The following is a 25836-nucleotide window of genomic DNA, read 5'->3' as shown; positions in this document are numbered from 1 at the left end:
TTTTAATAATTTTAGGAATCGCGTATTAGCTTGCTTTTCTGATTAGAGAAACTTATAACCATAAGTTCAGGAGAGCCGATAATATCAGCTCCATTAACAATAAATTGTTAAGACTGTCGTCCACAATTAAAATACTGCCCCTTAATTTTTCTGAAGATAATTGATTCATCGGCTTGCTACGGGCTTAGTTAAACTTAAAATTTGTTTAAATTTATAAATTACGCACAGGTGCGTCCAAACCTATTTTTTTTCACGGAAAGACGCATGGCCGAAGGCAAGCAAGAGGAAAAAAAACAGGTTTGTGAGGGCATGATTGCCTCCTCAAGTCAAATTTATTATACTAATTTGTCAAAACAGCGAAAGCTGGGGCTAAAATTTCATATTTCGGATAAATTCGATCGACCTGGGCGTCGATTGATTGACTGGCGAATTGATTTACTGCTTGCTGCGGGTTTGGAAACCAAAAATATCTCACAAGCCCCACCGCTGCAATTTGCACTACAAAAGACCAAGGAGACTACCCGGACACTTTGCAGGGGTAATTTTCCCTAAATTCTGACGCGGAGCTGGATTCAAAAGTACGATCGACATCGTGGGCGGTAAGAAATGGGCGTGATCTTTTTATCTGATGCTCCCTGAGTCTGCGGTGTCGCATTATATTAAGAAATATAACAATAATTTTACACATGGGGGAGAATCCGGGGGCGGGATCAAGTCAAACCATCCGAGCGATCGGATCGAACACAACTTTGATAAGATTTAAGATTGACAACAAAATTTGCTATTGTGCGTCCGGGTAAAAACAATGAGCGATCGACCAATTATTCTCGGTATTGTCGGAGACAGCGCAGCGGGCAAAACCACCCTGACGCGGGGAATTGCCCAAGTATTGGGACCAGAAAATGTCACTGTGATTTGCACTGACGACTATCATCGCTACGACAGAAAGCAGCGGGCAGAAATCGGAATCACAGCATTGCATCCCGACTGCAATTATCTCGATATCATGCAGCAGCACCTCAGCCTGCTGCGTACCGGACAAGCAATTCTCAAACCCATCTACAACCACACCACAGGTACATTCGACCCACCGGAATACATCAAGCCCAGCAAATTTGTAATAGTTGAAGGTTTGCTGGGTTACGCAACCCGAACCATCCGCGATTCTTACGACGTAAAAGTGTATCTTGCTCCTCCCGAAGAGTTGCGAACTCAGTGGAAAGTTAAGCGCGATATTATGAAGCGCGGTTATACTGAAGAACAGGTGCTTGCAGAAATAAAAAAACGGGAACCAGACTCTGAAGACTTCATTCGTCCTCAGCGCAAATCGGCCGACGTTGTAGTTAGTTTTTACCCGCCCGAAGCGGAAAATGAATCGAATTTGAGCGTCCGTCTAGTGCTCAGACCGACAATTCCTCACCCTGATTTTACTGAAATTTTAGGTCGAGGCAGCGAGAGTTTTAAACCTGCAATTCGCTTGGGACTTGATCGGGATATGGGCAAACCAGTTGACGTTTTGGAAGTAGACTCCCACGCTACCAGCGAGCAAGTAAACGAACTGGAAATGATGTTGTGTAGCGAGTTGCCACACCTGCGGGGATTTTGCTCCGCCCAAGGCAACCCGGAAATTGGCAAACTGATCGGCACAACTGGCGAAGTTTTGCAAAGTTATCCGCTAGCTTTGACGCAGTTGCTAGTTGCATATCACATGATGAAAGCAATTCATGTCTATTAGTTAGTTGGCAGTTGGCAATTGGCAGTTGTTGGTTGTTAGTTGTTGGTTGTTATTGCAAGGATTAATAACCAATAACCAATAACCAATAACTAATGTACTCGCAAAGTCGGGTTAGCAGTGCCTAATTGCTGAAGTGGCATGGAGACTGGCAACTGACTTTGAGGTGCAGGCAGCATTTCGCCTCGGAAGTCGAGGATGGTGACAAGCAGCAGATAGGCAACTGCTAAAATTATAGAAATCACTCCAGTGATAATAGCAACAAGTTTTGAACGATCCATATTCAGCAAATTTTAACTACAGCTAATATTAGTTTAACATTAAAAATATCAACATTATTACTTAACTTATGCAATAGAATATAATCAGGTGCTAGTTATTTCTCTGACAAAAATGGAACCTCTTGTAGATGCGCCAAATCCCACCGAGATACCCAGAGCTACCCCAGTTGTGGAAACATTTAATCTGGGGAAGTTCTACCGTACCGGCTTTTGGATGAATGAAAAAATTGAATCGCTCAAAAATTGCACTCTGACTGTCTCTGAGGGGGAAACTTTTGGGTTGTTAGGGCAAAATGGAGCGGGGAAAACTACGCTGCTGAAAACTTTGCTGGGTATAGTGCGCCCCACTTCTGGGCGGGCGCTGCTGTTGGGGAGGCCTTTGGGCGATCGCACTGTGAAGCAGCGAGTCGGCTATTTGCCAGAAAATCCCTATTTTTACGATTATCTCACGGGCTGGGAATTCTTGCAATTTGCGGCGGGGTTATTTCAAATTCCCCCCTCGATTCAGCGACAGCGAATTCCGAATTTGCTAGACTTAGTTGGACTATCTCAATCGGCGGCAATTAAAAAACAGTTGCGCCAGTATTCTAAGGGAATGCTGCAACGGATCGGCATGGCTCAAGCTTTGATTAACAATCCCGATGTGGTATTTTTAGATGAGCCGATGTCTGGTTTAGATCCGATGGGACGCTATCAGATGCGGGAGATAATTTTATCGCTGAAAAATCAAGGAAAAACGATTTTTTTTAATTCGCATATATTGTCGGATGTGGAGAAGATTTGCGATCGAGTGGCAATTTTGGCGAAGGGTGAGTTAATCTGCATTGGTGCGATCGACGAACTCCTCGGCACTACTGAAACTTACCGGGTTGAAGGTAGGGGCGGTCACTTGAATATCCTGAAAAAATGGATACCGGATATGGAAGTTGATAATGATTTGTGGTACGGTCATTTGCAGGGCGATCCGAAGGAGTTTCTTTCTAGTCTGAGCGGTACGGGAGGGCAGCTAATTGGGATGAATTTGGCTAAGCCTAGTTTGGAAGAGTTTTTTATGCAGCAACTGCAAGAAAGAGGAATTTATTCTAGTAGTTGAACTTTATACATCAAGTTGATTGTGAGGTGGGCATTTTTCCCGCCCTGACTATAGAAACGGGCAAGATGCCCGTTCCACAGCACATCAAGTTTCTTGTGGGGTGGGCATCTTGCCCGCCTCTGAAAAGCTAATGTTTTTTACTTCCGTTAACAATGGCAACTGTAGATTTGCACATACTAACTCTGCACAATTCCACTGCCGCAGATACTCACAAACTTCAGAAATAATCGCATTTGCTGCATCTAAATCTCCTGCTTGAGAAGCATGATAGTGCGCTCTGATTAACGGCTTAATATCCTCGATATCTTGCCATTCCGATTTAGGTTTGAGCGGAATGCTGATATAATAACTATAGGCTTGGCTGTGGGCGGTACGGAGATTTTCAGGGTGTTGACTTAGCAGGTACTCGCCCTTTTCTCGGACTAGCGGATGCAACTGATAGGATTTGAGGTGGCGATCGTAATATAGCAATTGTCGGCGCTTGAGTGCCTGAATAATACTTTCTTTGAGTTCATACTTGCTAACTTCTGGCATTTGAGCGCTAATTCCGGCAAAAGATAGCGGATATTCTGAGGTTTGGTAGACAGAAATTCGGCTGAGACAAGTTTGCTCGCCGTCGCTAAGACGCGCTATGATTTCATCGATAGCTCTTTCAATATCTCGAATCAGCAACCAGTCTCTCTGGTGCAGAAAAATCCCGACATTTCCCTGAAACTCGGTATCATCTCGAATCAAGGCTGCGACGAGTTGTAAGGCTTTGGGATGTCCACAATAGCGATCGCACATTTCGGCTAATTCTTCTGGATTTGCAGTCAGATTAAAAGATTGCAATAGGGCAACTGCGGCATCTCGATCCAATCCGTTTAGCTGGATTTCGCGGGTGACAGTTGACGGCAATTCGGCTAAGCTTTCGCGACTGGTGAAGAGGATTTTGCTTTGATGTTCTGTTTCTAATAGTTCTTTGAATAACCAAGCATATTCTGCACAATCGTCGGCGAAATAACCCGCCGCTTTTGCCTCTCCAGCTTTCAAAAGTGTGTCGGCGCGATCGAAAACGAGCAAGCAAGGTTTTTCTCTGAGGATTTTGAGCAGATTTTCGGTTTTTTTGAAGTAGTCATTTTGAGCATTGACGGCTGCGGTAATGTCGCCGTTGGAGAGGGTGAATAGCAGCGAGTCAATTGTGCGATCGAACGGGGGTGCTTTGCCTGTTGCAGATTGCAAGGATTGCCAAGCGGCGCAGGTGAAGGGGGTATTTTCTGTGTGGAGTTGGCGAATTAGTTGGCTGACGAGGCTGGTTTTTCCGATGCCTGGTAATCCGACAATTGAGATGGCGGTGATATCTGAGTTAACGATCGTAGTTTTTAAGATATCGATTTCTTTTGTGCGCTGTACCCAATTTCTGATGGGGGGTAAGTTTTCTGGGAGGGGGAAAGTGCGATCTGTTTGGGAGTCGAGAGGGATATCTGCGATCGCGGCGGCTAAAAGTGGCTCTGTTTTCTTGATTTTGTAGCCTTCAGCAATGTATTCCCAGTTTTCTATTTCTACTGCTTTGCAAATATTGATAAAGTTCTCTCGTCTAATTTCTATTTTCGCCCAAAACCGCTTTAAGGTAGCTGTTGAAACTAAAGCGGCAACACACCAGGCATCCTCAGTTTTATTCCATCCGAGATTGCGTCTTACCATGTCAATGATTTTTAGCCCTTCTTCGGATGCTCTGAGCAAACCTGCCATTGCGACTCCTCTACGGAAATTATGCCTTAGTAAAGAATATTACATGATTTTGTGAGCCAAATGAGCCAAATGAGCCAAGTGAGCCTTTGATGTTGAGCCAAATGGTGAGCCGTTAAGCCTATACAGATTCAGGATTGTGGAGTATTGTGAAATGATGTGTTTGGCTGTCAGCTACGTTTGACGGTGCATCTGGCGGGCGATCGGGGATACAGCTTATCTACTGCTGGAGCAATGTAAAGTTTTATTACAAAAACTGGGCGAACTGCATAAAAAGCAGAGAAACGCCCTGATAGATATCTAGGAAGGCTTGCAAGGCGGGCTTTGCTGGTTTTGACGCAACTATATTTGTGAGGAGATGGGATTATGCAATTACTGACAGATGATGTGTTGTTGGGTAGTGCAGTGGATGCAAGTGCGATCGCCCCTCTGGAGGAAGAGATCAAGGGCGATCGAATCTTGTCCTATGGTTTGGATACCCGCAGTGCTAGCCAGTTAGGGGCCAGTTCGTCTTTCATTTCGACCTTCGACGGACTAAGGGGACAAGTTGGAACGATCGATCCGTCAGCCAAATTTACCCAAATTGCTAGTACCTTCAGTTTCTCCGACATCGCTGTTTCTAAAGACGGGACGATTTTCGGAATTACGCCCACTCAGTTATTCAAAATCGATCCAGTATCGAGTTTAACTTCATATGTTGGCGATCTGGGTGCAGGTGTTGTCAACATTAATGCTCTAGAATTTGCCAATGATGTCCTCTATGCGGCTGGCAATTCCAACTTATATACAATTAATACCAGTAACGGGGCAGCATCTTTCGCAGCTAACTTAGGCCCTGGGTTTACCAGCAGTGGGGATTTAGTATTTGACGCTGCGAACAATCGATTTTTAGCCACATCGAGAGGAGATACAAGCGATAGTTTGTTTGCGGTATCTCTCACAGGTCAAGCAACGAAAATTGGTGACATTGGTATCAATAATGTTTGGGCATTGTTGTTTGAGGGCGGAAAACTTTTCGGTTTCACAGGAGATGGGAAGCGAATTGCGATCGATCCTGGAACGGGAGCGGGGGTTTTTGATACCCTTGTCAAGGGTATTAGCGATCGAATTGGGGGAGCATCTGGTATTCAAATTAAGAAAGGAGAGATACTGTCGAGCACTCCGGGAACAATTCTGTCAGCGGATACGATCGATGTGTTTTTGCCATCCGGTGGCGAAATTACTTTAGATATTACAGTGACAGTGCCTGGGGATGCTTCTAGTTCAACCACTCGCAGCGCATTAAGTGTTGAAAGTGTGGATACTGTGGCTGCTCAGATGCCAAGTTCTTCAGCGGTTAGTGCAAGTGCAACGAATGACCAGCTTCCGCTTGATGTTTTTTTACTGCAAGACGCTTCTAACTCGTTCAGAGATGATGTGTCTACTTTCCAGCGTCTAGTACCAAATTTAGTTGATACTCTGTTAAATCAGCAGCCAAATACTCAATTTGGTCTTGGCAGTTTCGTTGACAAGCCAATAGAAGGGATCGGAAGTATTGATGCAGGTCATTATGTTTATCGAACTAATCTGCCATTAACCAAAAATGAAAATGAACTGCAATCGGCAGTGAATAATCTAACTATTCTCCCTGGTAATGCTCAAGAACCGGAAGCATCACTGGAAGCCCTGTTACAAACGGCACGTCGTGCTGGCACTTCTGAAATTGGTTTCCGAGATAGTGCGCGACGTGTTGTTGTTGTAGCTACAGATGCACCGTTTTACCAAGCGGGTGATGGTGGGATTCAGGCGGGAATTACCAGACCAAACAATGGCGATGCTGTCCTTGATGGCAATCCGCCGGGAACCGGAGAAGATTATCCGAGTATTCAGCAAGTTCGCGAGGCGTTGATTGATGCAGGTATAGTGCCTATTTTTGCTGTTACATCTATATCCGAAATAGATAATGTAAACAATATTTCAGTGTATAACGACCTAGTTAATAAATTAGGTTTCGGTAAAGTTGTCAGATTAGACTCAGATAGTGCTAATTTGGTGAGTGCAATTACAGAGGGCTTAGATCGAGTCAGTCAGGAAATTACTCTCGTACCTGCTGATGATGATTTCAACTATGTGAAAGATATTTCACCCAAGAAATTTGAAAATGTCAAGCCGGGTGATCAGCTAAATTTTAAAGTCACATTAAAATCGGATAGTGCAGGTGGTGACGATAATCTGAAACTGCAAATACCTGGATTTGGTAATCTGGGTGATACGAAGATTAATGTGCGAACAGATCGAGTTCCCACGTCAGTCAACAGCCCTCCCGCAGTCATACAAGGTTCTGTAACTGGTGACTTCAAATTATCGCCTGATGATTTTTTATTGCAACAGACTTTGGTAGCAACGGCTGGGGGTCTTCTTGGTGGTGCAATAGGAGTAACCTTTGTTAACCCATTAGCTGGACTTGCTACAGCAGTAGGAGCCGCTTATGCTGTTCCAAAACTTGGTGAAGGTGCCGGATCTTTTCCTTATGGAGTCTTGGGTCGTACAAAGTTTGAAATCACAGATCCCGACAATCCTTCTCAACTAAAAATGGTTGATCTAGTTGATGATCGACGAGATATTCGAGATCCTTCTTCTCCACCACCACCGAAACGTGGTGATTCGACAACTTCAGAGCGCCAAATTGAGCTAAAACTGTTTAGCCCTACAGATAAGCAGCCCTCTCCTTTTGAATCAGAAACTGAAACAGGAAAAACCTGGGTTGTTATTCACGGGTGGAATGATGGGGAGAAGACAAATGATGGGCAGCCGAGCAATTTACCTAAACTAGCAACAGCTTTAGCAAATGTCCGACCTAACGATCGAGTTTATTTCTTAAACTGGGAGCAAGCTTCTGTTAATGGTCGCATAAGTAATGATGATACAAACGATTTAGAGTCATCTCTAAGAGTAGGTAACTATTTTGCTGCGAAGTGGATTCGACCTGTTGCAGAATTTGTGGTCACGGAACTACTAGACAAGCTAAAAATAGATTCTGTGACAGCTAGCGAAAATCTAAACTTAATAGGTCATAGTCTAGGTTCATTAGTTAGTGGTGAAATTGGTCGCCTCTACAAAGAAGGCTTCAAAGATGACAAAGGCAATGAAATAAAACCCAATGGAGTAGGTGTTAACACTATTACTGCTTTAGATCCGCCATCGGAAAGCAGCATCGATCTCTTAACTCTTGGAGGTGTTGACTATGATTTAGATGGTCGAAATACTCAAGCAGATTCGCCCAATAACTTTAGTGAAGTTTCTAATTACTCTCTAGCACTTGTAGGAGCACGAAGCCTTGCCGGAAATCAGCAACTTGCTGCCACTGCTGATGAGTCATTTCAGATGGATTTTGGTGGTTTGAGCGTGCCAGTAGATGAACACGGTCAAGTTGTTCAGACTTTCACAAACTTGCTGAATCAGATAAAAAAGGATCAGCCGTTAGGATTACTCCAGCAAGAAATTATCAAAGATCGCATCCTCACTACTGATCGAGGGCGCTTCAATACAAAACAAAATGCTTACTTTTACCTTACAAATCCTATCGATCGTCTATCTGAAAAGCTTTTTGTTCATGAAGGAATTTTGTCAGTTCAAGCACCAGATAGACCAATCTTTCTTGCTGTTAAGGATACCAACTCAGCAAATGATGATATAGTCTACGGTAGCATTGATAACAATATAGGCGATCTCAAGCTAGACGGAAGTAATTTCGATGGTCTTTTAGGGGTGACTGGTAACTCTATCTTTACAGGCTCAGGAAATGACAAAATCTTCGGCGATGCTGGTAATGATGAAATTAATGGTGACAGCGGTGATGACACCCTCGAAGGTGGGGCAGGTAACGATACGCTCATAGGCGGCAATGGGTTATTTGATTCTGGAAAAGATGTACTTGAAGGCGGTGAGGGTAATGATGTAATAACAGGCGGTGGTGACAAAGATATCCTCACTGGTGGAACCGGTTCAGATAGATTAGATGGTGGGAACGATGATGATGTTCTTTTTGGTGGATTGGACAAAGAGCAAGACATCCTAATCGGCGGTTTAGGTAATAATTTGTTTCTGTTGGCTACTGATACAGGTTTACCTATTACAGATACCGCTAATCTAGACAAAGTTGACATAATAGAGGATTTTCGTGCAGGTTTCTTGCCGGACGGCATAGGCGGCGATCTTCGTGGTATCAGCGGAATTGGCTTACTCAACGGTTTAAATCGAGATCAAATTGAAGTGGAAAAATTGGGTGATTTCTTTAACCGAAAGACAGCCATTATTGCTAATGGTCAGTATTTGGCTGTGCTCAAGGGTGAGTGGTTCACGCAGGGTGATTTGAGATTGACTGAAATACCAACTTGAACATTAGGAGCTCTCTTTAATTGTATCTCATCTGAGTGCTAAAAATACAATTGTATTGTGTGCGATCGCCCTTGCTGCATCTGCGTTCATCCCCGTTCATCCGCCTTCATCTGCGGTTCAAAAAAGAGCGATCGCCCTTACGACAAAAAGTGCGATCGCCCCTTTCAATTCCTAACCAGAAATCACCTCACTCAAAAGATGAGCCTGAGAACCCTCCAGACGCGGCCCATGAATCTGCACCACCCTAGAAGCCAAGAAATTGCCCCAACGAGCCGCTTGTGTTGAACTCAAACCATTAGTAATTCCAAACAAAACACCCCCCGCAAAAGCATCCCCAGCACCCACAGTATCGATCGCCTTTACCGGAAATCCAGCCACATCAACAATCTGTTTGTTCTCCACCACCATGCAGCCTTTATCCCCATTAGTGATAAAAGCCAAATCGGAAATCTCGCTCATTTTCCGAGCGCACTCTTCCAAAGATTCCTCCTTAAAAAAGCTCCGAACTTCATCAGCATTGCAAAAAATTACATCGCAATATTCCGAAACCACCTTGTGAAAATCATCAGCAAATCGATCGACTAAAAAGCCATCCGAAAAAGTAAAAGCCACCTTCACACCCAGACGCTTAGACTGTTCCATCGTCTCAATGCTAGCCTTTCTCGGCTCGGGAGCATCCCAAAGATAGCCCTCAACATAACTGTACTTGCAGTGAGCCAGTCGATCGACATCAATATCAGTCGTCGCCAGAGTAGTAGAAACCCCCAGATTAGTACACATCGTGCGTTCCGCATCCGGCGTAGTCAGCACCACACAAGTACCAGTGGGTTCCTTAGACTCAGCAGCAGGATGCACGTTAAAATCAATCCCCGCCGCCAGCAAATCTTGCCGATAAAATTCGCCGTTAGTATCCTTAGCAACCTTCCCCGAATAATACGCTTTACCGCCGCTCTGAGCCAAACCAATCATCGTATTTGCCGCCGAACCCCCCGATCGCATTTGCAGCGAATTGTGCTCTAAATCGTGCAAAATCCCCCCCTGCGTTTCCGAATTCATCAGCGTCATCCCGCCGCGATTCAGCCCGTGGCCGAGTACAAATTCATCTTCCACCAATGCTAGGATGTCTACAAGGGCATTGCCTACGCCAAACACATCCACGGAACGGGAATCTTGATTATTTTCTGTCATCGCTGCTTTTTTTTACACTAACTATCAACTCTATAATAAATCGGATTAAAGTCAACATCCCCACTCCCAATCTAAAGTCCCCAACTTAAAATCTAAAATTCACCATCCAAAATCCCCAATCTAAAATCTAAAATCTAAAATCGCTATGACTTGTCTCCCACCGCTGATTCAGCAAATGTTGCAGCCCGGCTTTTACCCGCACGGGGTGACAGAACCAGTGCAGCTAATTCAGACTCACGCTTCCTTTGTCCTGCTGACAGGAGATTATACTTACAAAATCAAGAAACCAGTCAATTTTGGCTTTTTGGACTATTCAACTTTGGAGAAACGGCAGCATTTCTGCAAAGAAGAATTGCTGCTGAACCGACGCACGGCACCGGAAATTTATCTAGAAGTTTTGCCAATTGTTCAAATTGGGGATTTATTTCAATTGGGCAGCAACTTACCTGCTATAAATTCTGGCGAGATTGCTGTAGAATACGTGCTGAAAATGCGAGAATTTCCTCAAGATTCGCTGTTGCTCAGCTTGTTGGAACGCGGACTTTTGACCGAGCAAATTATGGCAGACTTAGGCCGGGAAGTTGCCAAGTTTCACAGCACGGCAAATAGTAATAGCTACATTCGCACATTTGGCGAAGTCAGTCAGATTCGTACAGCAATAGACAACAATTACCTGATCTCGCAAAAATATATTGGCGGGCCGCAGACTCAGGCACATTTTCAGGAAACTAAAGATTATACTGATGCGTTTTTTGAGGAAAATCAAGAGTTATTTAATATTCGGGTTGCCAAGAATAAAATTCGCGAGTGCCACGGAGATTTGCACTTGCGGAATATAGCCTTCTGGCAAGATAAAATATTGCTATTCGACTGCATTGAATTTAACGAGCCTTTTCGCTTTGTTGATGTGATGTACGATGTCGCTTTTACAGTAATGGACTTGGAATCGCGGGGGCGCAGAGACTTAGGCAATGCTTTTCTCAATACTTACATCGAACAAACAGGGGACTGGGAAGGACTGCAACTGTTGCCTCTGTATTTGAGCCGTCAAGCTTATGTTAGAGCAAAAGTAACTTCGTTAATGTTGGACGATTCTGCTATTTCAACAGCCCAAAAAGCAGAGATTTCACAAACGGCTGCTCATTACTATAAACTGGCTTGGCAATACACAAAACCGCACCGGGGAAAGTTAACTTTGATGTCTGGTTTGTCTGGTTCTGGCAAGAGTACAGCAGCTCGATATTTGGCTCGACGCACAGGGGCAATTCACATTCGATCCGATGCGGTTCGCAAACATTTAGGCGGAATTCCTTTAAATGAACGCGGGGGGCAAGATTTGTACTCGGCTGAAATGACCGCGCAGACCTATGGTAGATTGTTAGAGTTGGGGATAATTTTGGCTGAGCGAGGTTGGAATGTGATTTTAGATGCCAAGTTCGATCGCCAAAACTTGAGAACCGATGCAATTAATCAGGCTCAATCCCACGGCTTGCCCATTCAAATCATTTACTGCACCGCACCAATTGAAGTATTGCGAGAACGCCTGCAACAGCGCAGGGGCGATATTGCAGACGCGACAGCCGAACTATTGAGTTCGCAGCAAGCAGCTTTTGAACCTTTTACAGAATTAGAGCAAATTTCTGTAAAAATTGTCAATACCGCCCCAGACTTAGAGGTACAATTAAACGAGATTTGTGGGGAGTAGTTGTAGCTCGATCGCCCTTGGCAATTTGATTGTCTGCTAATATTGTAAATATCTTTCTGTGTTATTACAAACACAACTTGCAGCTTATGCCAAAATTTACCGGAGACTCCAAGGGGTTTAGCCCCGCGCTGATATGGTTTGTGTTGTTTACCGTTGGGTTTCGCTTAGTAGGATGTAAGCTGCCCCTGAGTCTCGGTCTTGGTGTCCTCGGCGGCGTGGCAGCAGGTTTAATTGTCGCTTGGTGGCACAACGAATTACTACTCAACCCGAATATGAATTCCCAGGACAAAACCTCGGATGCTATCCTCAATAAAGAAGTAGTGCAAAGGGACGGCCATAAATATAGCAGAACCTCTAGGGCTGATGCTGCTACATTGTTTGGCTGGTTATCTGGGCCAGAGGATCGTCGCTAGCATTAGTCATTAGTCATTAGTCATTAGTCATTCGTTAACATTCACTAATGCCCTTCGTTCCAATACCCAATACTTCGGCTACGCGAGCGTACAATTTCCCAATGCCAATTTCCAATTGAATGTTTGTATTTCTATCGAAACTCTTGCCGCTGTTTATTTATCCTTTGGGATTGAGTTGCCTGTTAATGATGGCGGCTTTAATCACACTTTGGAAGCGTCCCAAATGGGCGGCGGCGCCAATTGCTGGGGCTCTAATTATTTTACTGCTCGGAAGTAGCGGTTGGGTTTCAAAATCGTTAGTTCGATCGCTCGAATGGCAAAACTTACCAACCGCCGAACTCCCCCAAGCTGAAGCGATTATCGTCTTGGGCGGCGGTGTCAAAGCAGCTTTACCTCCCCGTCCTTGGGTAGAATTAGCGGAAGCGGGCGATCGAATAATCTACGGTTCCCGACTTTATCGGCAAGGCAAAGCTCCTTTGCTAATTCTCAGCGGCGGTAGAGTAGATTGGAAAGGTGGCGGGCCTCCCGAATCAGCAGACATGGCAGAAATTGCCCAAACAATGGGCGTACCAGCATCAGCAATTCTGCAAGACCCCGATTCACACAACACCTATCAAAATTCCGTCAACGTGCGGAAAATTTTAGATGCTAAAGCTATAAAAGGGCCGGTTTTGCTAGTGACATCGGCGATGCACATGACTCGATCGCTCTTAATTTTCCAGCGTCAAGGAATAAAAGCAATTGCGGTACCAACAGACTTTCAGATCACAAAGCAGGATATCGCAGCATCCCAAAGCAATTGGCAAGCAGTCGCCTTGGATTTATTGCCGGATACCTATCAGTTAAACCAGTCAACTAAAGCTTTGAAAGAATACATCGGCTTAATCGTTTATCGGCTGCGGGGATGGCTTTAACAGAATTTTAGATTTTAAATTTTGGATTTTAGATTGAAGAATTTAAACTCATATCAAATCCGGTTGCATCCCAATTATAGGGGCGGGGCGGGTTTATATAATTTGTCTATACTTATCAAATATCTGGGCGAACCGGCCCCTACAAAACTTCATCAGATAAGATTCTAAATCAAAGGGATACGATCTAAAACCTAAAATCTAAAATCTAAAATCTAAAACCTAAAATCTAAAATCTAAAATCTAAAATCTAAAATCTAAAATCGATTGAGTGTGCTAGCTTAAAGTCAATACAGCCAATATTAGCCACCGTCGCCCCCAAACAATCATGCTGCCCCACGAGTTGCAAAACATTGCCCCAGAACCGACTCCCGCGGCCGAAATTTTTCAGAGACACCAAATTGTCCGCGAGTTTTACGACGAAATTAAGTACCGTCAAGAACTAGAACTTCACTGCCAGTGGTATTACGCTACAGCCAAGCAGCATCAGCAGGAATTGCAGAAAATGCAGGGAGATTGGAATATTTTAGGTTGGTTCAGCCGCAGAGGGTCGAAAAATTAAGGATTAAATAAATTACGAATATTAACTTAATCCCACTTTAAACAACCGAACCCCAAGATCCCGACTTCTTTAAGAAGTCGGGGATCAAACAGCTAGACTTCAGAAGAGATCAATTCAACCTCATCTTCTTTGAAATGAGCTTTAAATTTTTTGTCAAACTGAACTAGAATCGGCCAATTGGCACTTACAGGTCTGCCGTGCCATTCCTGAACGATCGCCACGACTTCTCCTTCCATACCCTTAATATCAAATGGTTGACTGCGACTTTCAGGATGGTGGTAGACAACAACAGAGTTTTTAATGCAAACGCGATCGCCAACTTTCATAAATTTAAACTTAGTGTTCTTTCTTCCAAACTCTACAAAGCGCGCAAGTGCAGAACACCTGTACGCTTTGGGGACAGTCTTTTTATCTTCCCACATAAGTAGAGCGAAAACTTAAACAAAATTGGCGGTTCTCTGTCGGTGCTTCGATCGCCCGCCACGATCGGCATGGAGGCATCCAGGCCGATCTATTCTCGGTTGAAACCGTAGGCCCGATCGGCATTTCAAGCTCGATCGGGCGGATTCTCAAGGGCGGGAATAGATGCAGGCTAATCAGAAAACTATTTACTTAACTGATTTAACCAACACTCAACATCAACAGCCAAGGTTTGACCCAACTCCAGCAACTGCCGGATCGAAGACAACTCCCAGCCCCCGCCTGAACGTGCAATCTCCAAGGCAACAGCAGCCACCGCATTTTCGTCCGCCGAGGCATCTTGCCGTTGCAGCCAGCCCAAGCACAGAGGCACAATTTGGCTGTACAGAGAATCGAAATACAGTTCCTGCGATTTGTCCAAACACAAGCCTAAACTCAGCCGATCGCCCACAGCAATCAAACGCTCGATCGTGCGGATATCAGCTTCCAACTTGACAGGCGAGCGCTCATCCACACCCGATCCTGCTTGCAGCAGCGCGTCTAGCGATCGCCAAACCATCTTTTCCAAAATTTCCTTGACTTCGGGAACGTTCAACCGACAGCGGAGATGGCCGCTTTCAGTGGCGATCGCCTCAATTTCTGCCAGCAGCGGTTCCACATCCTCCGTTTCCACTTCCAGCGCCTTGGCCGCCGTCAAACAGCGGTGTCCCAAAGCCACCTCAGCAGCCACCTGCAACTCTACCGGCACCGGCAACTCGTCTCGGTGGAACGCCATCATCACCCCGTAATTTTCGCGGTAAACCTGAGTGTAAAGCTGATCCAACCGAGTCAAATTTTCCTGACTCAGCAACTGCACGATCCGGTGGCGTTCCTCAGCGAATAAATCCCGCAAGCTAAAGGACTGATCCCCAAACAGCCGCACCATTTCCAGAATCGCGTGGGCTGCCGAAGCTTCTTGCATAACTCCAAACAACCGCTCTTTGAGCATAGTGTAAGACCGGCGGCTGCCAAAAGGCTGAATGCAGCAGTGGAAGTCCCAGCCGCCGAGGTGCAACGCAGCAAACACAAAAATCTCTGTTTCCCGCGTAATTTCCGAGGTTAACTGCAATTGACCCACAGCCAGAGTCATCGAGCCCATGCGCTGAATTTGGAAGTCTTCCTGCTGGGCCTGATAGCAGTAAACTCGCTGTTCCCGGGGATATTTGGCAAACAGAGAACTAATCGCGTAGTGGGCGGCCACTTGTCTGAGACTAATTTGGGCTGTCACCACAAGTTTGCGGTAAACTTCGGCCCCTGTTTGGAAATAGTCAACGTTGCTGGGTACGAGGGCTAGTTGAGCGACAAAATCCTTTTCTAGCTGGACGCCGGTAACTTCGCCCGCCAATTCCAGAGCCCGGGCCGCGTAGCGCAGAATTTGCACGCCTTCTGGCCGCGAGATTTCTTCAAAAAACCAGCCGCAGCTAGTGAACATTAACAGGGTGTGGCGCTGCATTTCCAGCAGTCGCAGGGCGTCCACCTGTTCTCCGGCATCGAGGGGGCGCACTTGATGGCGTTGAAGGAAACTGTCAACGTTAGCGGGCGATCGATCCCGGATGACCTCAATATATTCATCTCTGGCTTTCCAGGGATCGCTCAACAGCTTGCGCCCCGCTTCTTCGTAAATCGGAATCAGTCGATCGCGCAGCCAATTGAGAGTATCTCGCAGAGGGCGGCGCCATTTGAGGTGCCACCCGCCGCCACCACCGCAGCCACAATCATCTTGCCAGCGATCGACCCCGTGAGAGCAACTCCAGGCCGTCACGGGTTTGAGTTCCACTTCCCAAGCGCTCGGATTTTGACTTAAATAATGAGCAAAATTCGTCACCGTCCAGCCGCGGCGGGGAAACTCTTCTGTGAAGGCGTAAGCGAGGCATTTTTCTGTACTGTTTTTGTGGTGGCCGAAAGTTTCGCCGTCCGTCGCCACGCAGATTAATTGAGCCGGTCGGTGGTCTCCCCGTACTGCTTGACCCAACCGCCCGGCCAAGTGGTGGCTGCTGCTGAGAACGTCATTAAAGCCCATATCCCGCGAGATCGGGCCGTCGTAGAAAAAGATATCAATGTAGGGAGTGTTGGCAGGTGGGGCTTCGGAATTTTGGAAGTGCCTGCGGCCAAAATGGTGAGAGCTCAGTGGCGAGAGTTGGTGGTCAGCCATCAACCGCATTTCTGGTTTCAAATAGCAGCGGTACGGGCGAGTCGGATCGATTTGACCGCCGCCGACTTCGTGCCATTCGGAATTTTCCGCTGGTTCTCCTTCGTGGTTTTGCCCGATTAGCGGGCGGCAGCGTTCGGCTTGGGAGGGGGCTAAGACAATGAAGCGGATGCCTTCAGCGACTAAAACTTCGAGGGTGGCGTAGTCTACGGCGGTTTCGGCGAGCCACATTCCTTCGGGATCGCGATTGAATCGGGAGCGGAAATCTGCGATCCCCCAGCGAATTTGCGTGTATTTGTCTCGCTCGTTAGCCAGCGGCATGATGATGTGATTGTATACTTGGGCGATCGCGTTGCCGTGACCGTTGAGGCGCTGACAGCTTTTGCGATCGGCTTCCAGAATCCGCTGGTAGACTTCCGGGTCGTAGCGTTCCAGCCAGCTCATCAGGGTCGGCCCGATGTTGAAGCTCATATACTCGTAGTTGTTGACGATCCCCGTGACTTCGCCGCGATCGTTGAGTATGCGGGCAAAGGCGTTGGGGCGGTAGCACTCGATGTCAATGCGTTCGTTCCAGTCGTGGGCTGGAGAGGCGCTGGCTTGGCGTTCGATCGCGTCCAGATAAGGGTTTTCCCGGGGTGGCTGGTAAAAGTGACCGTGAACCGTCACGCAGACCCCAGTTGCAGCAGCCACGCTGGTTTGGGTTGCAGCCGTTACGGTTGGCGAAGACAAAGGCAGCACATCGGATTGAGTAGTAGAAATCGAAACCATGCGATCGAATCCTCAAGTAGTTAAAGACAATAAAACCAGCCTAATTACAAACTGAAACCTTACGCAGCAAGAGTTACAGCTAGGCATCTGTTAGGACTAAATTTGGCTGACAAGTTTTGATACATTTGTAGTATTGCGAGCAAAGCATTCGTTCCAAGATGCCAACCGTCGATCCCTGGGTTTTTTGCCAATGCTTTGCTGTTGAAAGACTTAAAAAAGGTAGCTTTTGCTGCTTTTTGGCACTTGCGACCCATTTCGGGTTCGTGCTTGCAGGGCTGCTCATTGAGATTTTGATTTACATTGCTGGATCTTAAAGTCTTATTCATTAAATAGCAAGTTTTCGCCGGAAAAATTTAAAATTTGGCGATAAATCTTGGCGGTTGTGGATATCGGTTTAATGCCCGATCGATTTATAGAATAAGAGTATTGCCCGAGTTTCGCATCATACTTTAGGTGCTTTTTACCTAAGTTCTGGAGAAGTTAGGCCAGTTGGGTTAGGGCGGGGCAGATTTGCTGCAAATGTACTTTCCAGAAGACTTGTAACACTGGTGCGGAGTCAAAAGGCAACAAAAAAGCAAAACGGTAACTGTTATATTTTAACCCCTGAGAGGTATGTGGGGGCGGAGGCGGAGGCATTGGAGGAGGAGGAGGGTTTGGACGAGAAGATGCTGCATTTGACGGCGAAGTGGGAGAGGCTATTTTCCGAGAGTGCCAAGTTAGAGGCGATGATTCGGGAAAATCTGCGGGGTGGAGTTATGGGAATTGAGGAATTGCTGAAGTCCAAGCGCTGCGATATCCTGAGAATTGCTACTCACTTAGGCGCGTTTTTGGTTCGGTTGCCAGGGGTGAAGCAACAGCAGATAGCGAGGTGGATTTTTTAGTATAATTGGAACCAAAACGCACGTTTTAAGCAATATTAAAGAATGTATTGAGCGGATTTAGTCTTACGAAATATGGGAAAAGACGCCGAAAGAATTGTATAGGAGACAATCTAATGCCAGAGCTCAGCCGATTTTTAGGCATCATCATCACGATGTACTATAACGACCACCCGCCCCCGCACTTTCATGCCCGCTACAATCAACAAAAAGCCATCATTGATATCGAAACCCTCTCAATCCTAGAAGGCAAACTTTCCCCTCGCATCTTAGGATTAGTTGTAGAGTGGGCTGCCCTTCATCAAACAGAGCTCATGCAAAACTGGCAACTTGCCAGACTTCAAACACCATTAGAACCTATTGCCCCTTTGGAATAAACAATGCTCAAAGATATTAGCTCAGTTCAACCATTAGAAAACTATCAACTTCACATCAAATTTGAAGATAACCAAGAGGGAGTAGTTGACATTAGCCAATTAATCGAATTTACCGGAATCTTCGCCCCCCTGCAAGACTTGACTTACTTTAACCAAGTCAAACTACATCCAGACTGGGGGACAATTTACTGGGAAAATGGAGCCGATTTAGACCCCGATGTTCTCTACTCCATTGTCACCAACCAACCGATACAAATCAAGGAAACCATAACCAACATGATGTAATTTCATCTACGAGCTAAAACCAAACAGGTTAACAAGAATAATCGCTACGTAAAAAGTGGAAATCAACCAACAAAAAGAACAATTCAGCAACTTCTACCTGCAAGCTGTCACCACCGTTGCTGGCTATTCCCTCTACAAACCCTTCGTAGACGATGACAGCGTGGATTGGGGAGTAGCTGCGAAAGGCGCGACAGGCCCCATTAGAGCACCTCGCTGAGAATTGCAGTTAAAATCTACATCAAGTGATATCCAAGACGATAACTCCATCCGCTACCCCTCAAGCTCAAAAACTACGACGACTTAAGAATGGATGACTTCGCCATACCCCGAATTTTAGTTGTCGTTTTAATCCCCGAAACACCCGAAGACTGGTTAACCCAGTCGGAACCAGAACTCTGCATGAGAAGCTGCGGATATTGGAGCTCGCTGCGGGGAATGGCAGACACACCAAATACCAGTGCTGTCACCGTCACCATCCCTAGAACTAACCAATTTACAGTCGCCGCCCTTCAGTCAATTATGGAGGGAATTAGCCAAGGAGTCCAACCATGAAATTCACCGTAAAAGATCGCCAAACTCTCGAAACCATCGAGCTAAATCAACTGAGAAATTACTTACAAACTCACGGCTGGCATCAAGACCAACCTTTTTTAGATAATGCCACACTTTGGCACAAACCAACAACCGACGGAGAAGAATTAGAAATATTGCTACCTAATCGGCAAAATCTCCGAGATTATGGAGCGCGTATCAGCCAAGCAATTCAAACCCTAGAAAACGCCGAAAATCGCCCTCAAATTAAAATTTGAAGCGAACTGCTTACCCGCATTCCCAACACGATAATTCAGGGGATTGTTATGCAAATTCACACCCCAAATACCCAAAAATTAAGTGGCGAAATTACTCTCATCGGCCTTGTAGTTGCCAAATTGCAAAAAATTCAAACTTCACATGCAGACAAAGATTATATCCTGGCGATTAAAGCTTATCAAGAACGCTTACCGATTCTCTGTAGCGGTGACTTAATCAAAGACAACAACGCCTTCATCCTCAAAAACCCCCACAACTTAACTCTCGATGAATTCTGGTAAGACTAACAGATTTTGTCTAAACCTAGATTAAAGACCTTCCAAACAGATATCAAGTTCCCTCGCAAAGGCCTCCGGCGCATCCAGCATCAGCCAGTGTCCAGTATCGGGTAGCGTAGTTGTCGTCAGTGTCGGACGGAGGATGTGGAGGCTGAAGGGAAAAGTGTTTGAGTGAGCAATAATGGCGTGGGCTCGTGTTCCAGGGGCTGCTAGGTAGCGATCGAGAGAATCAACTGCGTCAAAGGCAAACATCCCGCGAGACATTCCAGACAGACAATCCTGTGGAGTCGCCGCCAACCAAGCGAGTATCCGATCGCGCGTCTGGGCCGTGCTTCCTGTCAGCGCCTCGTTAAAGCTGGTTTCCACAGCAGCCCGCCAATCCTCCGTCTCCAGAGCCCTCTGGTAGGGGACGATCCGTTCCTCGTGCACATCTGCAGGCACCTTGGTAAAATCTCCAGGTGGGTCTGCCAGGATCAACTGCGCGATGCGGTGCGGTGCGCTGGCTGCTGTGGCGAGGGCAATACAAGCACCGAAACTGTGTCCGACGATCGCCACTCGATCGAGTCCCAGCCCATCGAGTACCGCGAAAACATCCGCTGCACAGGAGGCGGGCGCATAGTTGCCGTCCTCCGGCGGTGCAGAATCACCGTGTCCCCGCATATCAAGGGCGATCGCGCGTCGGGTACGGGCGACATGGGCAAGCTGGGCATCCCAGATGCTCGCAGAAACCGCCATACCGTGCACGAACACCACCGGCAGCGACTCAGACTCTCCAGCGGTGACAGGGGGGCTGGCTTCGATGATGTGAATAGTGCCGATCGGTCCTTTGATATTTGTCGATCGCATACAATTTTCTCCTAACTTTGAATTTCCTCTTTTTACACAACCAATTTTACCTGCGTTACTCCTTGGCGCAATTCATACTGTCCTTTTACCCAAAATTGTTTAATTTTTTCACCCAAAAACGGAGCAGCTTGCATCATCAATAAACGCAATAATCCATTTCTTCGCAGTTGTTCGCCTTTCCACGCTTCTTCTGCTTGAAGTTGTTGGGCGCGAATAATTTCCGGTTCCCGTTCTGCCTGAATCCGCGATAATGCTAAGTCAATATCCTCGTAATTAGCCCCTGCTTTCAATAAAGGTACAAGGTGATTGGCCGCAACAATTACATCGCGGAACGCCATGTTAATTCCTTGAGCGCGAACCGGAGACATGGGATGTGCAGCATCCCCCAAAAGTATGATTCCTGGTCGATGCCAGCGCGGACAGCGACCAACCACTACAGATAATCGCATCGGAGATTCGATCGTATCCGCACAGTTGCGGAAATGTTCTGCCATCCACGCAGGCGATCGCGATGCGAAAGTTTCTGCCCAGTCTGTGTGTTTCCAATCGGTTTTGTCATCTGCCGATAGCACCCAAGCCAGATGAAGTTTTCCTGATTCTGCCCCATGAAAGACACTAAATCCGCTACCGCCATTCAGGATGGAATAAAATACATTATCCGCCACAAACCGAGGATGAGCTGCCAGTTTAAACCACAGAACATCTATACTATTCTGCTGTTTTACTAACTCTAATTCGGCACGCTGTCGTACAACCGAGTTTCTACCATCTGTACCAATCACAAGTGCAGCAGGAATCTCTCGTCCATCTCCTAGCTTTACACCCGCAATGCGATCGTTGCTGTACAGTAAATCTTTTACCGGAACACCTGCGATAAATTCAAACTCTGGATGCAACTGAGCTTCTGAAATTAGTGCTTCAAGCAATGGCGGTTGAGAAACTAGCGTACAAGGTCGATTTGACCCCATTGGCTCATCAACTCGAAATAACTGCCGATCGCCCACAACGAACTCCCAGGCATCAATTTGTCGGTGTGGAACACCTTCTAGCATTGTGGATAAGCCCATTTGGGCGATCGCATCCAATCCGCTGGGCATTAACGCTTCACCGCGAAACACTCGATACGAATCTTTTGCCGCCTCAACCAAGGTTACGGCAATACCTCGTTTCACCAGCAGCAAGGCAAGTGCCGCACCAGTTGGGCCCGCTCCCACAATTACAACTTGCGTCATTGCCATTCCCCATTGCTTTTTAATGTATTTCCCCGCTGAATTTCCATCCTAAGAGATCAAGCACTGCCGCAGCTCTTCATCAAGTAGCCTCCTCCACTGTAAATCCGATTTCTTGCCCGTAGGATAGTTCCAGTGTGTGACCGTCTGGGTCTCGCAAAAAAGCCCAGTAGCCGATCGGATATCCAGAATCTTTTGGTTCTTCAAGCAGCACGCCTTCTTGACGTGCTTTGTCGCAGAGAGAATCCATGTATTCGCGGCTTTTGCAACCTACTCCCAGGTGTGCCAAGGGAGACAAAACCGGATGTACGGAGTTGGTTTGAATTAGCACAATTACAAAAGGGCGAGTGCGATCGGAAAGCCAGACTACAGTAACACCAGCTTCTGCATCGATGCGGCGGTGAACTACTTGCATTCCAGCATACTTGGAGTAGAATTCAATACTGCGATCGACATTTGAAACCGGAAGGGCTATATGAGTCAGTCCAATATCAATCATGAGAGGTATAAGAAGTTAATTGAAACTGTTGGACTGTTGGCAATCCCGATGATGTAATTTCTTTTGGCGGCACCTGTCGCCTGAAGTCTCCAGGTGTTTTCCCTCGTGGGTTGGTGAGACGATTTTCATCCGGTGAGGGCGACTGTAATAGCGGTGGGTTGGTTCCCTCAGTGCCTGTTCTTGGAAGCTTTCGTTGGCAATTTTCTTGCGGAGTTTGACGATCGCATCCATAATCGCTTCGGGGCGAGGCGGGCATCCTGGCACATAGACATCCACGGGAATTAACTTGTCTACACCGCGGACAGCAGTCGGAGAATCTGCACTGAACATTCCGCCTGTAATCGTGCAAGCACCCATTGCAATCACGTATTTGGGTTCTGGCATTTGTTCGTACAGGCGCACCAAAACCGGAGCATACTTCATCGTGATGGTGCCGGCGGTAATCATCAAATCTGCCTGTCGGGGAGACATCCGGGGAAATAAACCTAATCGATCCAAATCGAAACGGGCTGCCAGCATGGCGCTAAATTCAATGAAGCAACAGGCAGTCCCAAACATCAGCGGATACAAGCTGGACATTTTTGCCCAGTTATAAAGGTCATCGACTGTTGTGAGGATGATGTTTCCAGATAGCTGATGCGTGACTTCAGGAGCAGCGATCGAATTGGCGATCGGCAAATCTTCAGAAGGAATATGCAGTGTCATGTCAGGTAAGTTCATTTTGACAAACTCCTTAATTAATCTAGCGGTTGGTTATCGGTAGTTGCGTGTTTATTTGTATCTGAATACTAAAAATTTTATAAAAAATTGAATAAAAAACAACTGACAAATACAGTTTTTCTTTAATTATGGTATGGCATTTTAGATGTGGCAACCAACTGTAATATACTGTAAAATATCGGATAAAAATAGCGATTTTGGAAGTTATGCTTCAACTGCGTGGGATTCGCGATCGCGCTGTACAAAAGCTCGATCGATCGGCGACCAACAGCTAGCGGGCCAGAGAGGGCGATGGTCTCAGAGTATCAGCCTCCGGATTTATCGGTGCGGGTCGCTTTCATCAATCTAAAACTTGTGCTAAGCGAAGTCGAAGTATCTAAAATCTAAAATCGATTGACGGAACGCTTAATTCCAGAACCCAAGCTTTTTTTATTTGCCCGCAGGCTATCATTGTCAGTTGACAGCTTTTGAGAATCTAAATGCTAAACACAAATACAATAATTTCCAGCCTGCTGTTATTTATCCCGGTTTCCATCGCCGGACACTTTCTCGGCTGGGAATCCTCCACAATCTTCGTCACCTCGGCTTTAGCCATCATCCCCCTAGCCGCCTGGATGGGGACAGCCACCGAAGAAATCGCCGTCGTCCTCGGCGCCAACTTGGGGGGTTTGCTGAACGCTACCTTCGGAAATGCCACGGAACTGATTATCGGCATCGTCGCCCTCAACGCCGGACTAATAGATGTTGTCAAGGCCAGCATCACCGGTTCAATTATGAGTAACCTTTTGCTGGTGATGGGATTTGCGATGCTGTTGGGCGGCTTGCGCTACAAAGAACAAGAATTTCAGCCGATAGTCGCCCGGTTGAACGCTTCAGCGATGAACTTAGCCGTGATTGCCATTTTGGTGCCGACGGCAGTGAATGCCACCTCTACGGGCATCCCTCCAGAAACTATGCAGAACCTCTCTAGCGCTGTTGCTATAGTCCTGATTGTCGTCTACGTGCTGACGCTGCTGTTTTCGATGAAAACCCACAGTTATCTGTACGATGCGGGGGTGGCAGAAATAGAAATGCTTGAAGAATTAGCCGAAAGTAACTTAGCACCAGATAGTCCTGACCACAAAGTCAATCTGCCACTGTGGATTGGGGTGCTATTGGCCTGTACCCTGATGGTAGCTGTCGAGTCAGAACTGCTGGTGGGTACTCTGGAAGAAGCGACGGCGCGTTTGGGGCTGACATCACTGTTTACCGGGGTGATTTTAGTGCCGATTATTGGCAATGCTGCCGAACATACGACGGCGGTGACGGTGGCGATGAAAAATAAAATGGATTTGTCGGTTTCTGTGGCCGTGGGTTCGAGTTTGCAAATTGCTTTGTTTGTTGCGCCCGTGTTGGTTTTGGCAGGTTTTGTCTTGGGCAAACCGATGGACTTGAATTTCAACCCGTTTGAACTTGTAGCGGTTGCGGTGTCGGTGCTGATCGCCAATTCTATCAGTTCTGACGGCAACTCTAACTGGCTAGAAGGTACTTTGCTGTTGGCAGCTTATACGGTTTTGGCGCTGGCGTTCTACTTCCATCCGGTAATTGAGGGACTTGTTTAAAAGGCTTTCTTCTGCTGAAGGGAGAGGGAAGAGGGAAGAGGGAAGAAGGCCGATTTTTTCACTCCCTCACTCGCCCACTCTCGCACTCTCACTTCTTTCTTCGAGAGTGGTGGTTGCGATCGTACAATTGAAATGTGGCTGTTCTCTCGTTATTAGTTCTGGTCTGTTTGTACATTATGTGCTCTGATCAGGGATTTGTGACCTCGATCGGCTATGACAAACAACAAAAGCTTTGACCTCAACCCGATCGTTAGATCGCAGTGCTCCCGGTTATAAAAAACACGGAATGCTGAAGTCAAGCCAGACTAAAACCTCCCTTGACTTCAGAGACCCTGCAAGATTTAAATCAAGGGTGCTGATGAGTCTTTTACTAGGTGTGCTACGATCGTCATAAGTTGAAAACTGAGTTGGACTTGCATAGCCAAAAAGTTCACCAAAGTTAGTCATACTTAACTTGACTGATTAACATTCTGGGCGATATGATTAAATCAATGCCGAAAAAAAGGCTTAATTATCTGGGAGAGTAAACCGAGCGTGCAAGTCAAAAATGACCAGCCTGTCACAAGGTAGAACGGGAGCCCGCATTTCGTTAAATTGGTTGAAAATAGTGGATGAATAATGGCTACAAGCTTCAACTAAAATTAATTCAATTAGGGCGTTGCTCCGCCCGAATTAACGCCTGTGGACAAGAAAGAGCCGACTCCCTTGGGTGAAGCAGGAAACAGACCCTTCAGGAGTAATTCTGATTGAATGGTGAGGCTTAAATAAGTTTGGCCAAGTTTGGTGTAGCAGTAAACGACGGTCGATTTAAAACTGACCAGCCTATAAAAAGGTCGAACGGGATACCACGATTCGTTAAATTGGTTGAAAATAATGGTTAAACAATGGCTAAAAGCTTCCACAATAATAAATAGTTGTATAGACTTCAAAAATAGGGTGCTGCTCCA

General features: G+C 46.3%; 24 protein-coding genes and 2 pseudogenes. 16 read left to right on the top strand and 10 right to left on the bottom strand.

What is annotated here, in order from left to right; all coding sequences use genetic code 11:
* Positions 1-228: 228 nt before the first annotated feature.
* Together QT979_RS20845 and QT979_RS20840 are read left to right on the top strand one after the other, a co-directional pair.
* Positions 229-552, top strand: coding sequence for a hypothetical protein (locus tag QT979_RS20845; protein ID WP_333311562.1), 324 nt, complete (start codon positions 229-231; stop codon positions 550-552).
* Positions 553-805: 253 nt separating this feature from the next.
* The gene (locus tag QT979_RS20840; RefSeq protein ID WP_333227394.1) at positions 806-1735 is read left to right on the top strand and encodes a phosphoribulokinase; all 930 of its coding nucleotides are present in this window, start codon (positions 806-808) and stop codon (positions 1733-1735) included.
* An 89-nt stretch (positions 1736-1824) separates the two neighbouring features.
* Here QT979_RS20840 and QT979_RS20835 read toward each other — a convergent pair whose 3' ends face one another.
* Positions 1825-2013 (bottom strand): hypothetical protein, encoded by a 189-nt coding sequence (locus QT979_RS20835; RefSeq protein WP_333214433.1) that lies wholly within the window; start codon positions 2011-2013, stop codon positions 1825-1827.
* Positions 2014-2125: 112 nt separating this feature from the next.
* Here QT979_RS20835 and QT979_RS20830 point away from each other — a divergent pair, with 112 nt between their 5' ends.
* Positions 2126-3106, top strand: a complete 981-nt coding sequence (locus tag QT979_RS20830) for an ABC transporter ATP-binding protein (protein WP_333311561.1) — start codon at positions 2126-2128, stop codon at positions 3104-3106.
* Between the two features lie 84 nt (positions 3107-3190).
* Here QT979_RS20830 and QT979_RS20825 read toward each other — a convergent pair whose 3' ends face one another.
* Complete coding sequence (locus QT979_RS20825) at positions 3191-4837, bottom strand: ATP-binding protein (RefSeq protein WP_333311560.1); 1647 nt, start codon at positions 4835-4837, stop codon at positions 3191-3193.
* Between the two features lie 402 nt (positions 4838-5239).
* Between QT979_RS20825 and QT979_RS20820 the strand changes: the two genes are divergently transcribed.
* Positions 5240-9211, top strand: a complete 3972-nt coding sequence (locus QT979_RS20820; protein ID WP_333311559.1) for a VWA domain-containing protein — start codon at positions 5240-5242, stop codon at positions 9209-9211.
* Positions 9212-9382: 171 nt separating this feature from the next.
* Here the strand turns inward: QT979_RS20820 and QT979_RS20815 are convergent, their stop codons facing one another.
* Positions 9383-10399, bottom strand: coding sequence for an adenosine kinase (locus QT979_RS20815; RefSeq protein ID WP_333311558.1), 1017 nt, complete (start codon positions 10397-10399; stop codon positions 9383-9385).
* A gap of 145 nt (positions 10400-10544) precedes the next feature.
* On the opposite strand from QT979_RS20815, the gene QT979_RS20810 reads away from it, so the two are divergent.
* From QT979_RS20810 to QT979_RS20795, 4 genes are all read left to right on the top strand, one after another.
* On the top strand, positions 10545-12104 hold the full coding sequence (locus QT979_RS20810) for an AAA family ATPase (RefSeq protein WP_333214165.1): 1560 nt from the start codon (positions 10545-10547) through the stop codon (positions 12102-12104).
* Positions 12105-12190: 86 nt separating this feature from the next.
* Positions 12191-12517, top strand: coding sequence for a hypothetical protein (locus QT979_RS20805; protein WP_333214163.1), 327 nt, complete (start codon positions 12191-12193; stop codon positions 12515-12517).
* 119 nt (positions 12518-12636) lie between these two features.
* Complete coding sequence (locus tag QT979_RS20800; protein ID WP_333311557.1) at positions 12637-13431, top strand: YdcF family protein; 795 nt, start codon at positions 12637-12639, stop codon at positions 13429-13431.
* A gap of 325 nt (positions 13432-13756) precedes the next feature.
* Positions 13757-13990, top strand: a complete 234-nt coding sequence (locus tag QT979_RS20795; protein WP_333214159.1) for a hypothetical protein — start codon at positions 13757-13759, stop codon at positions 13988-13990.
* Between the two features lie 92 nt (positions 13991-14082).
* Here the strand turns inward: QT979_RS20795 and QT979_RS20790 are convergent, their stop codons facing one another.
* From QT979_RS20790 to QT979_RS20780, 3 genes are all read right to left on the bottom strand, one after another.
* Positions 14083-14316 carry a ferredoxin-thioredoxin reductase variable chain gene (locus tag QT979_RS20790; RefSeq protein WP_333311556.1) on the bottom strand — a complete coding sequence of 78 codons (234 nt, stop codon included), beginning with the start codon at positions 14314-14316 and terminating at the stop codon, positions 14083-14085.
* Positions 14317-14594: 278 nt separating this feature from the next.
* Positions 14595-17366, bottom strand: coding sequence for a DUF3536 domain-containing protein (locus QT979_RS20785; protein WP_333311555.1), 2772 nt, complete (start codon positions 17364-17366; stop codon positions 14595-14597).
* 59 nt (positions 17367-17425) lie between these two features.
* Positions 17426-17692 carry a hypothetical protein gene (locus QT979_RS20780; protein WP_333311554.1) on the bottom strand — a complete coding sequence of 89 codons (267 nt, stop codon included), beginning with the start codon at positions 17690-17692 and terminating at the stop codon, positions 17426-17428.
* Between the two features lie 443 nt (positions 17693-18135).
* Here QT979_RS20780 and QT979_RS20775 point away from each other — a divergent pair, with 443 nt between their 5' ends.
* The 7 genes and pseudogenes from QT979_RS20775 (at position 18136) to QT979_RS20745 (ending at position 19997) form a co-directional block, all read left to right on the top strand.
* Positions 18136-18252: a nucleotidyltransferase domain-containing protein gene (locus QT979_RS20775; RefSeq protein WP_333311564.1), complete on the top strand. Its 117-nt coding sequence runs from the start codon at positions 18136-18138 to the stop codon at positions 18250-18252.
* A 108-nt stretch (positions 18253-18360) separates the two neighbouring features.
* Positions 18361-18621, top strand: coding sequence for a DUF4160 domain-containing protein (locus QT979_RS20770; RefSeq protein ID WP_332984565.1), 261 nt, complete (start codon positions 18361-18363; stop codon positions 18619-18621).
* Positions 18622-18624: 3 nt separating this feature from the next.
* Positions 18625-18906: a DUF2442 domain-containing protein gene (locus QT979_RS20765; RefSeq protein WP_333311553.1), complete on the top strand. Its 282-nt coding sequence runs from the start codon at positions 18625-18627 to the stop codon at positions 18904-18906.
* A 55-nt stretch (positions 18907-18961) separates the two neighbouring features.
* Positions 18962-19123, top strand: a complete 162-nt coding sequence (locus tag QT979_RS20760) for a hypothetical protein (RefSeq protein WP_333311552.1) — start codon at positions 18962-18964, stop codon at positions 19121-19123.
* Positions 19124-19191: 68 nt separating this feature from the next.
* Positions 19192-19458 (top strand): annotated as a pseudogene (locus QT979_RS20755) (DUF4365 domain-containing protein); the annotation flags it as partial.
* Positions 19455-19715, top strand: coding sequence for a hypothetical protein (locus tag QT979_RS20750; protein ID WP_333311551.1), 261 nt, complete (start codon positions 19455-19457; stop codon positions 19713-19715). The pseudogene QT979_RS20755 and the gene QT979_RS20750, both read left to right, overlap by 4 nt.
* A gap of 48 nt (positions 19716-19763) precedes the next feature.
* Entirely contained in the window at positions 19764-19997 is a 234-nt protein-coding gene (locus QT979_RS20745) for a hypothetical protein (RefSeq protein WP_333311550.1), read from the top strand.
* Between the two features lie 27 nt (positions 19998-20024).
* Here QT979_RS20745 and QT979_RS20740 read toward each other — a convergent pair whose 3' ends face one another.
* The 4 genes and pseudogenes from QT979_RS20740 to nuoB form a co-directional block, all read right to left on the bottom strand.
* The gene (locus tag QT979_RS20740; RefSeq protein ID WP_333311549.1) at positions 20025-20840 is read right to left on the bottom strand and encodes an alpha/beta hydrolase; all 816 of its coding nucleotides are present in this window, start codon (positions 20838-20840) and stop codon (positions 20025-20027) included.
* 32 nt (positions 20841-20872) lie between these two features.
* Positions 20873-22072 carry an FAD-dependent monooxygenase gene (locus tag QT979_RS20735; RefSeq protein ID WP_333311548.1) on the bottom strand — a complete coding sequence of 400 codons (1200 nt, stop codon included), beginning with the start codon at positions 22070-22072 and terminating at the stop codon, positions 20873-20875.
* 79 nt (positions 22073-22151) lie between these two features.
* Positions 22152-22568 carry a VOC family protein gene (locus QT979_RS20730; RefSeq protein ID WP_333311547.1) on the bottom strand — a complete coding sequence of 139 codons (417 nt, stop codon included), beginning with the start codon at positions 22566-22568 and terminating at the stop codon, positions 22152-22154.
* A pseudogene (gene nuoB, locus QT979_RS20725) lies at positions 22561-23273 on the bottom strand (NADH-quinone oxidoreductase subunit NuoB). The gene QT979_RS20730 and the pseudogene nuoB overlap by 8 nt, the downstream one beginning before the upstream one ends.
* Positions 23274-23767: 494 nt before the next feature.
* On the opposite strand from nuoB, the gene cax reads away from it, so the two are divergent.
* Positions 23768-24889: a calcium/proton exchanger gene (gene cax / locus QT979_RS20720; protein ID WP_333230329.1), complete on the top strand. Its 1122-nt coding sequence runs from the start codon at positions 23768-23770 to the stop codon at positions 24887-24889.
* The last annotated feature ends 947 nt before the right edge of the window (positions 24890-25836 follow it).

Source organism: Microcoleus sp. w2-18bC1, from assembly GCF_036700365.1.
Classification (GTDB): domain Bacteria; phylum Cyanobacteriota; class Cyanobacteriia; order Cyanobacteriales; family Microcoleaceae; genus Microcoleus.
This window is presented reverse-complemented; position numbering and strand designations above follow the sequence as displayed.

Coding starts and splice junctions, on each gene's coding strand:
- QT979_RS20785 (WP_333311555.1), bottom strand. CDS start 17,366: ATGGTTTCGATTTCTACTACTCAATCCGATGTGCTGCCTTTGTCTTCG.
- QT979_RS20765 (WP_333311553.1), top strand. CDS start 18,625: ATGCTCAAAGATATTAGCTCAGTTCAACCATTAGAAAACTATCAACTT.
- QT979_RS20830 (WP_333311561.1), top strand. CDS start 2,126: ATGGAACCTCTTGTAGATGCGCCAAATCCCACCGAGATACCCAGAGCT.
- QT979_RS20815 (WP_333311558.1), bottom strand. CDS start 10,399: ATGACAGAAAATAATCAAGATTCCCGTTCCGTGGATGTGTTTGGCGTA.
- QT979_RS20770 (WP_332984565.1), top strand. CDS start 18,361: ATGCCAGAGCTCAGCCGATTTTTAGGCATCATCATCACGATGTACTAT.
- QT979_RS20800 (WP_333311557.1), top strand. CDS start 12,637: ATGTTTGTATTTCTATCGAAACTCTTGCCGCTGTTTATTTATCCTTTG.
- QT979_RS20825 (WP_333311560.1), bottom strand. CDS start 4,837: ATGGCAGGTTTGCTCAGAGCATCCGAAGAAGGGCTAAAAATCATTGAC.
- QT979_RS20835 (WP_333214433.1), bottom strand. CDS start 2,013: ATGGATCGTTCAAAACTTGTTGCTATTATCACTGGAGTGATTTCTATA.
- QT979_RS20805 (WP_333214163.1), top strand. CDS start 12,191: ATGCCAAAATTTACCGGAGACTCCAAGGGGTTTAGCCCCGCGCTGATA.
- QT979_RS20790 (WP_333311556.1), bottom strand. CDS start 14,316: ATGAAAGTTGGCGATCGCGTTTGCATTAAAAACTCTGTTGTTGTCTAC.
- QT979_RS20740 (WP_333311549.1), bottom strand. CDS start 20,840: ATGCGATCGACAAATATCAAAGGACCGATCGGCACTATTCACATCATC.
- QT979_RS20810 (WP_333214165.1), top strand. CDS start 10,545: ATGACTTGTCTCCCACCGCTGATTCAGCAAATGTTGCAGCCCGGCTTT.
- cax (WP_333230329.1), top strand. CDS start 23,768: ATGCTAAACACAAATACAATAATTTCCAGCCTGCTGTTATTTATCCCG.
- QT979_RS20730 (WP_333311547.1), bottom strand. CDS start 22,568: ATGATTGATATTGGACTGACTCATATAGCCCTTCCGGTTTCAAATGTC.
- QT979_RS20735 (WP_333311548.1), bottom strand. CDS start 22,072: ATGACGCAAGTTGTAATTGTGGGAGCGGGCCCAACTGGTGCGGCACTT.
- QT979_RS20750 (WP_333311551.1), top strand. CDS start 19,455: ATGAAATTCACCGTAAAAGATCGCCAAACTCTCGAAACCATCGAGCTA.
- QT979_RS20745 (WP_333311550.1), top strand. CDS start 19,764: ATGCAAATTCACACCCCAAATACCCAAAAATTAAGTGGCGAAATTACT.
- QT979_RS20840 (WP_333227394.1), top strand. CDS start 806: ATGAGCGATCGACCAATTATTCTCGGTATTGTCGGAGACAGCGCAGCG.
- QT979_RS20795 (WP_333214159.1), top strand. CDS start 13,757: ATGCTGCCCCACGAGTTGCAAAACATTGCCCCAGAACCGACTCCCGCG.
- QT979_RS20780 (WP_333311554.1), bottom strand. CDS start 17,692: ATGAATAAGACTTTAAGATCCAGCAATGTAAATCAAAATCTCAATGAG.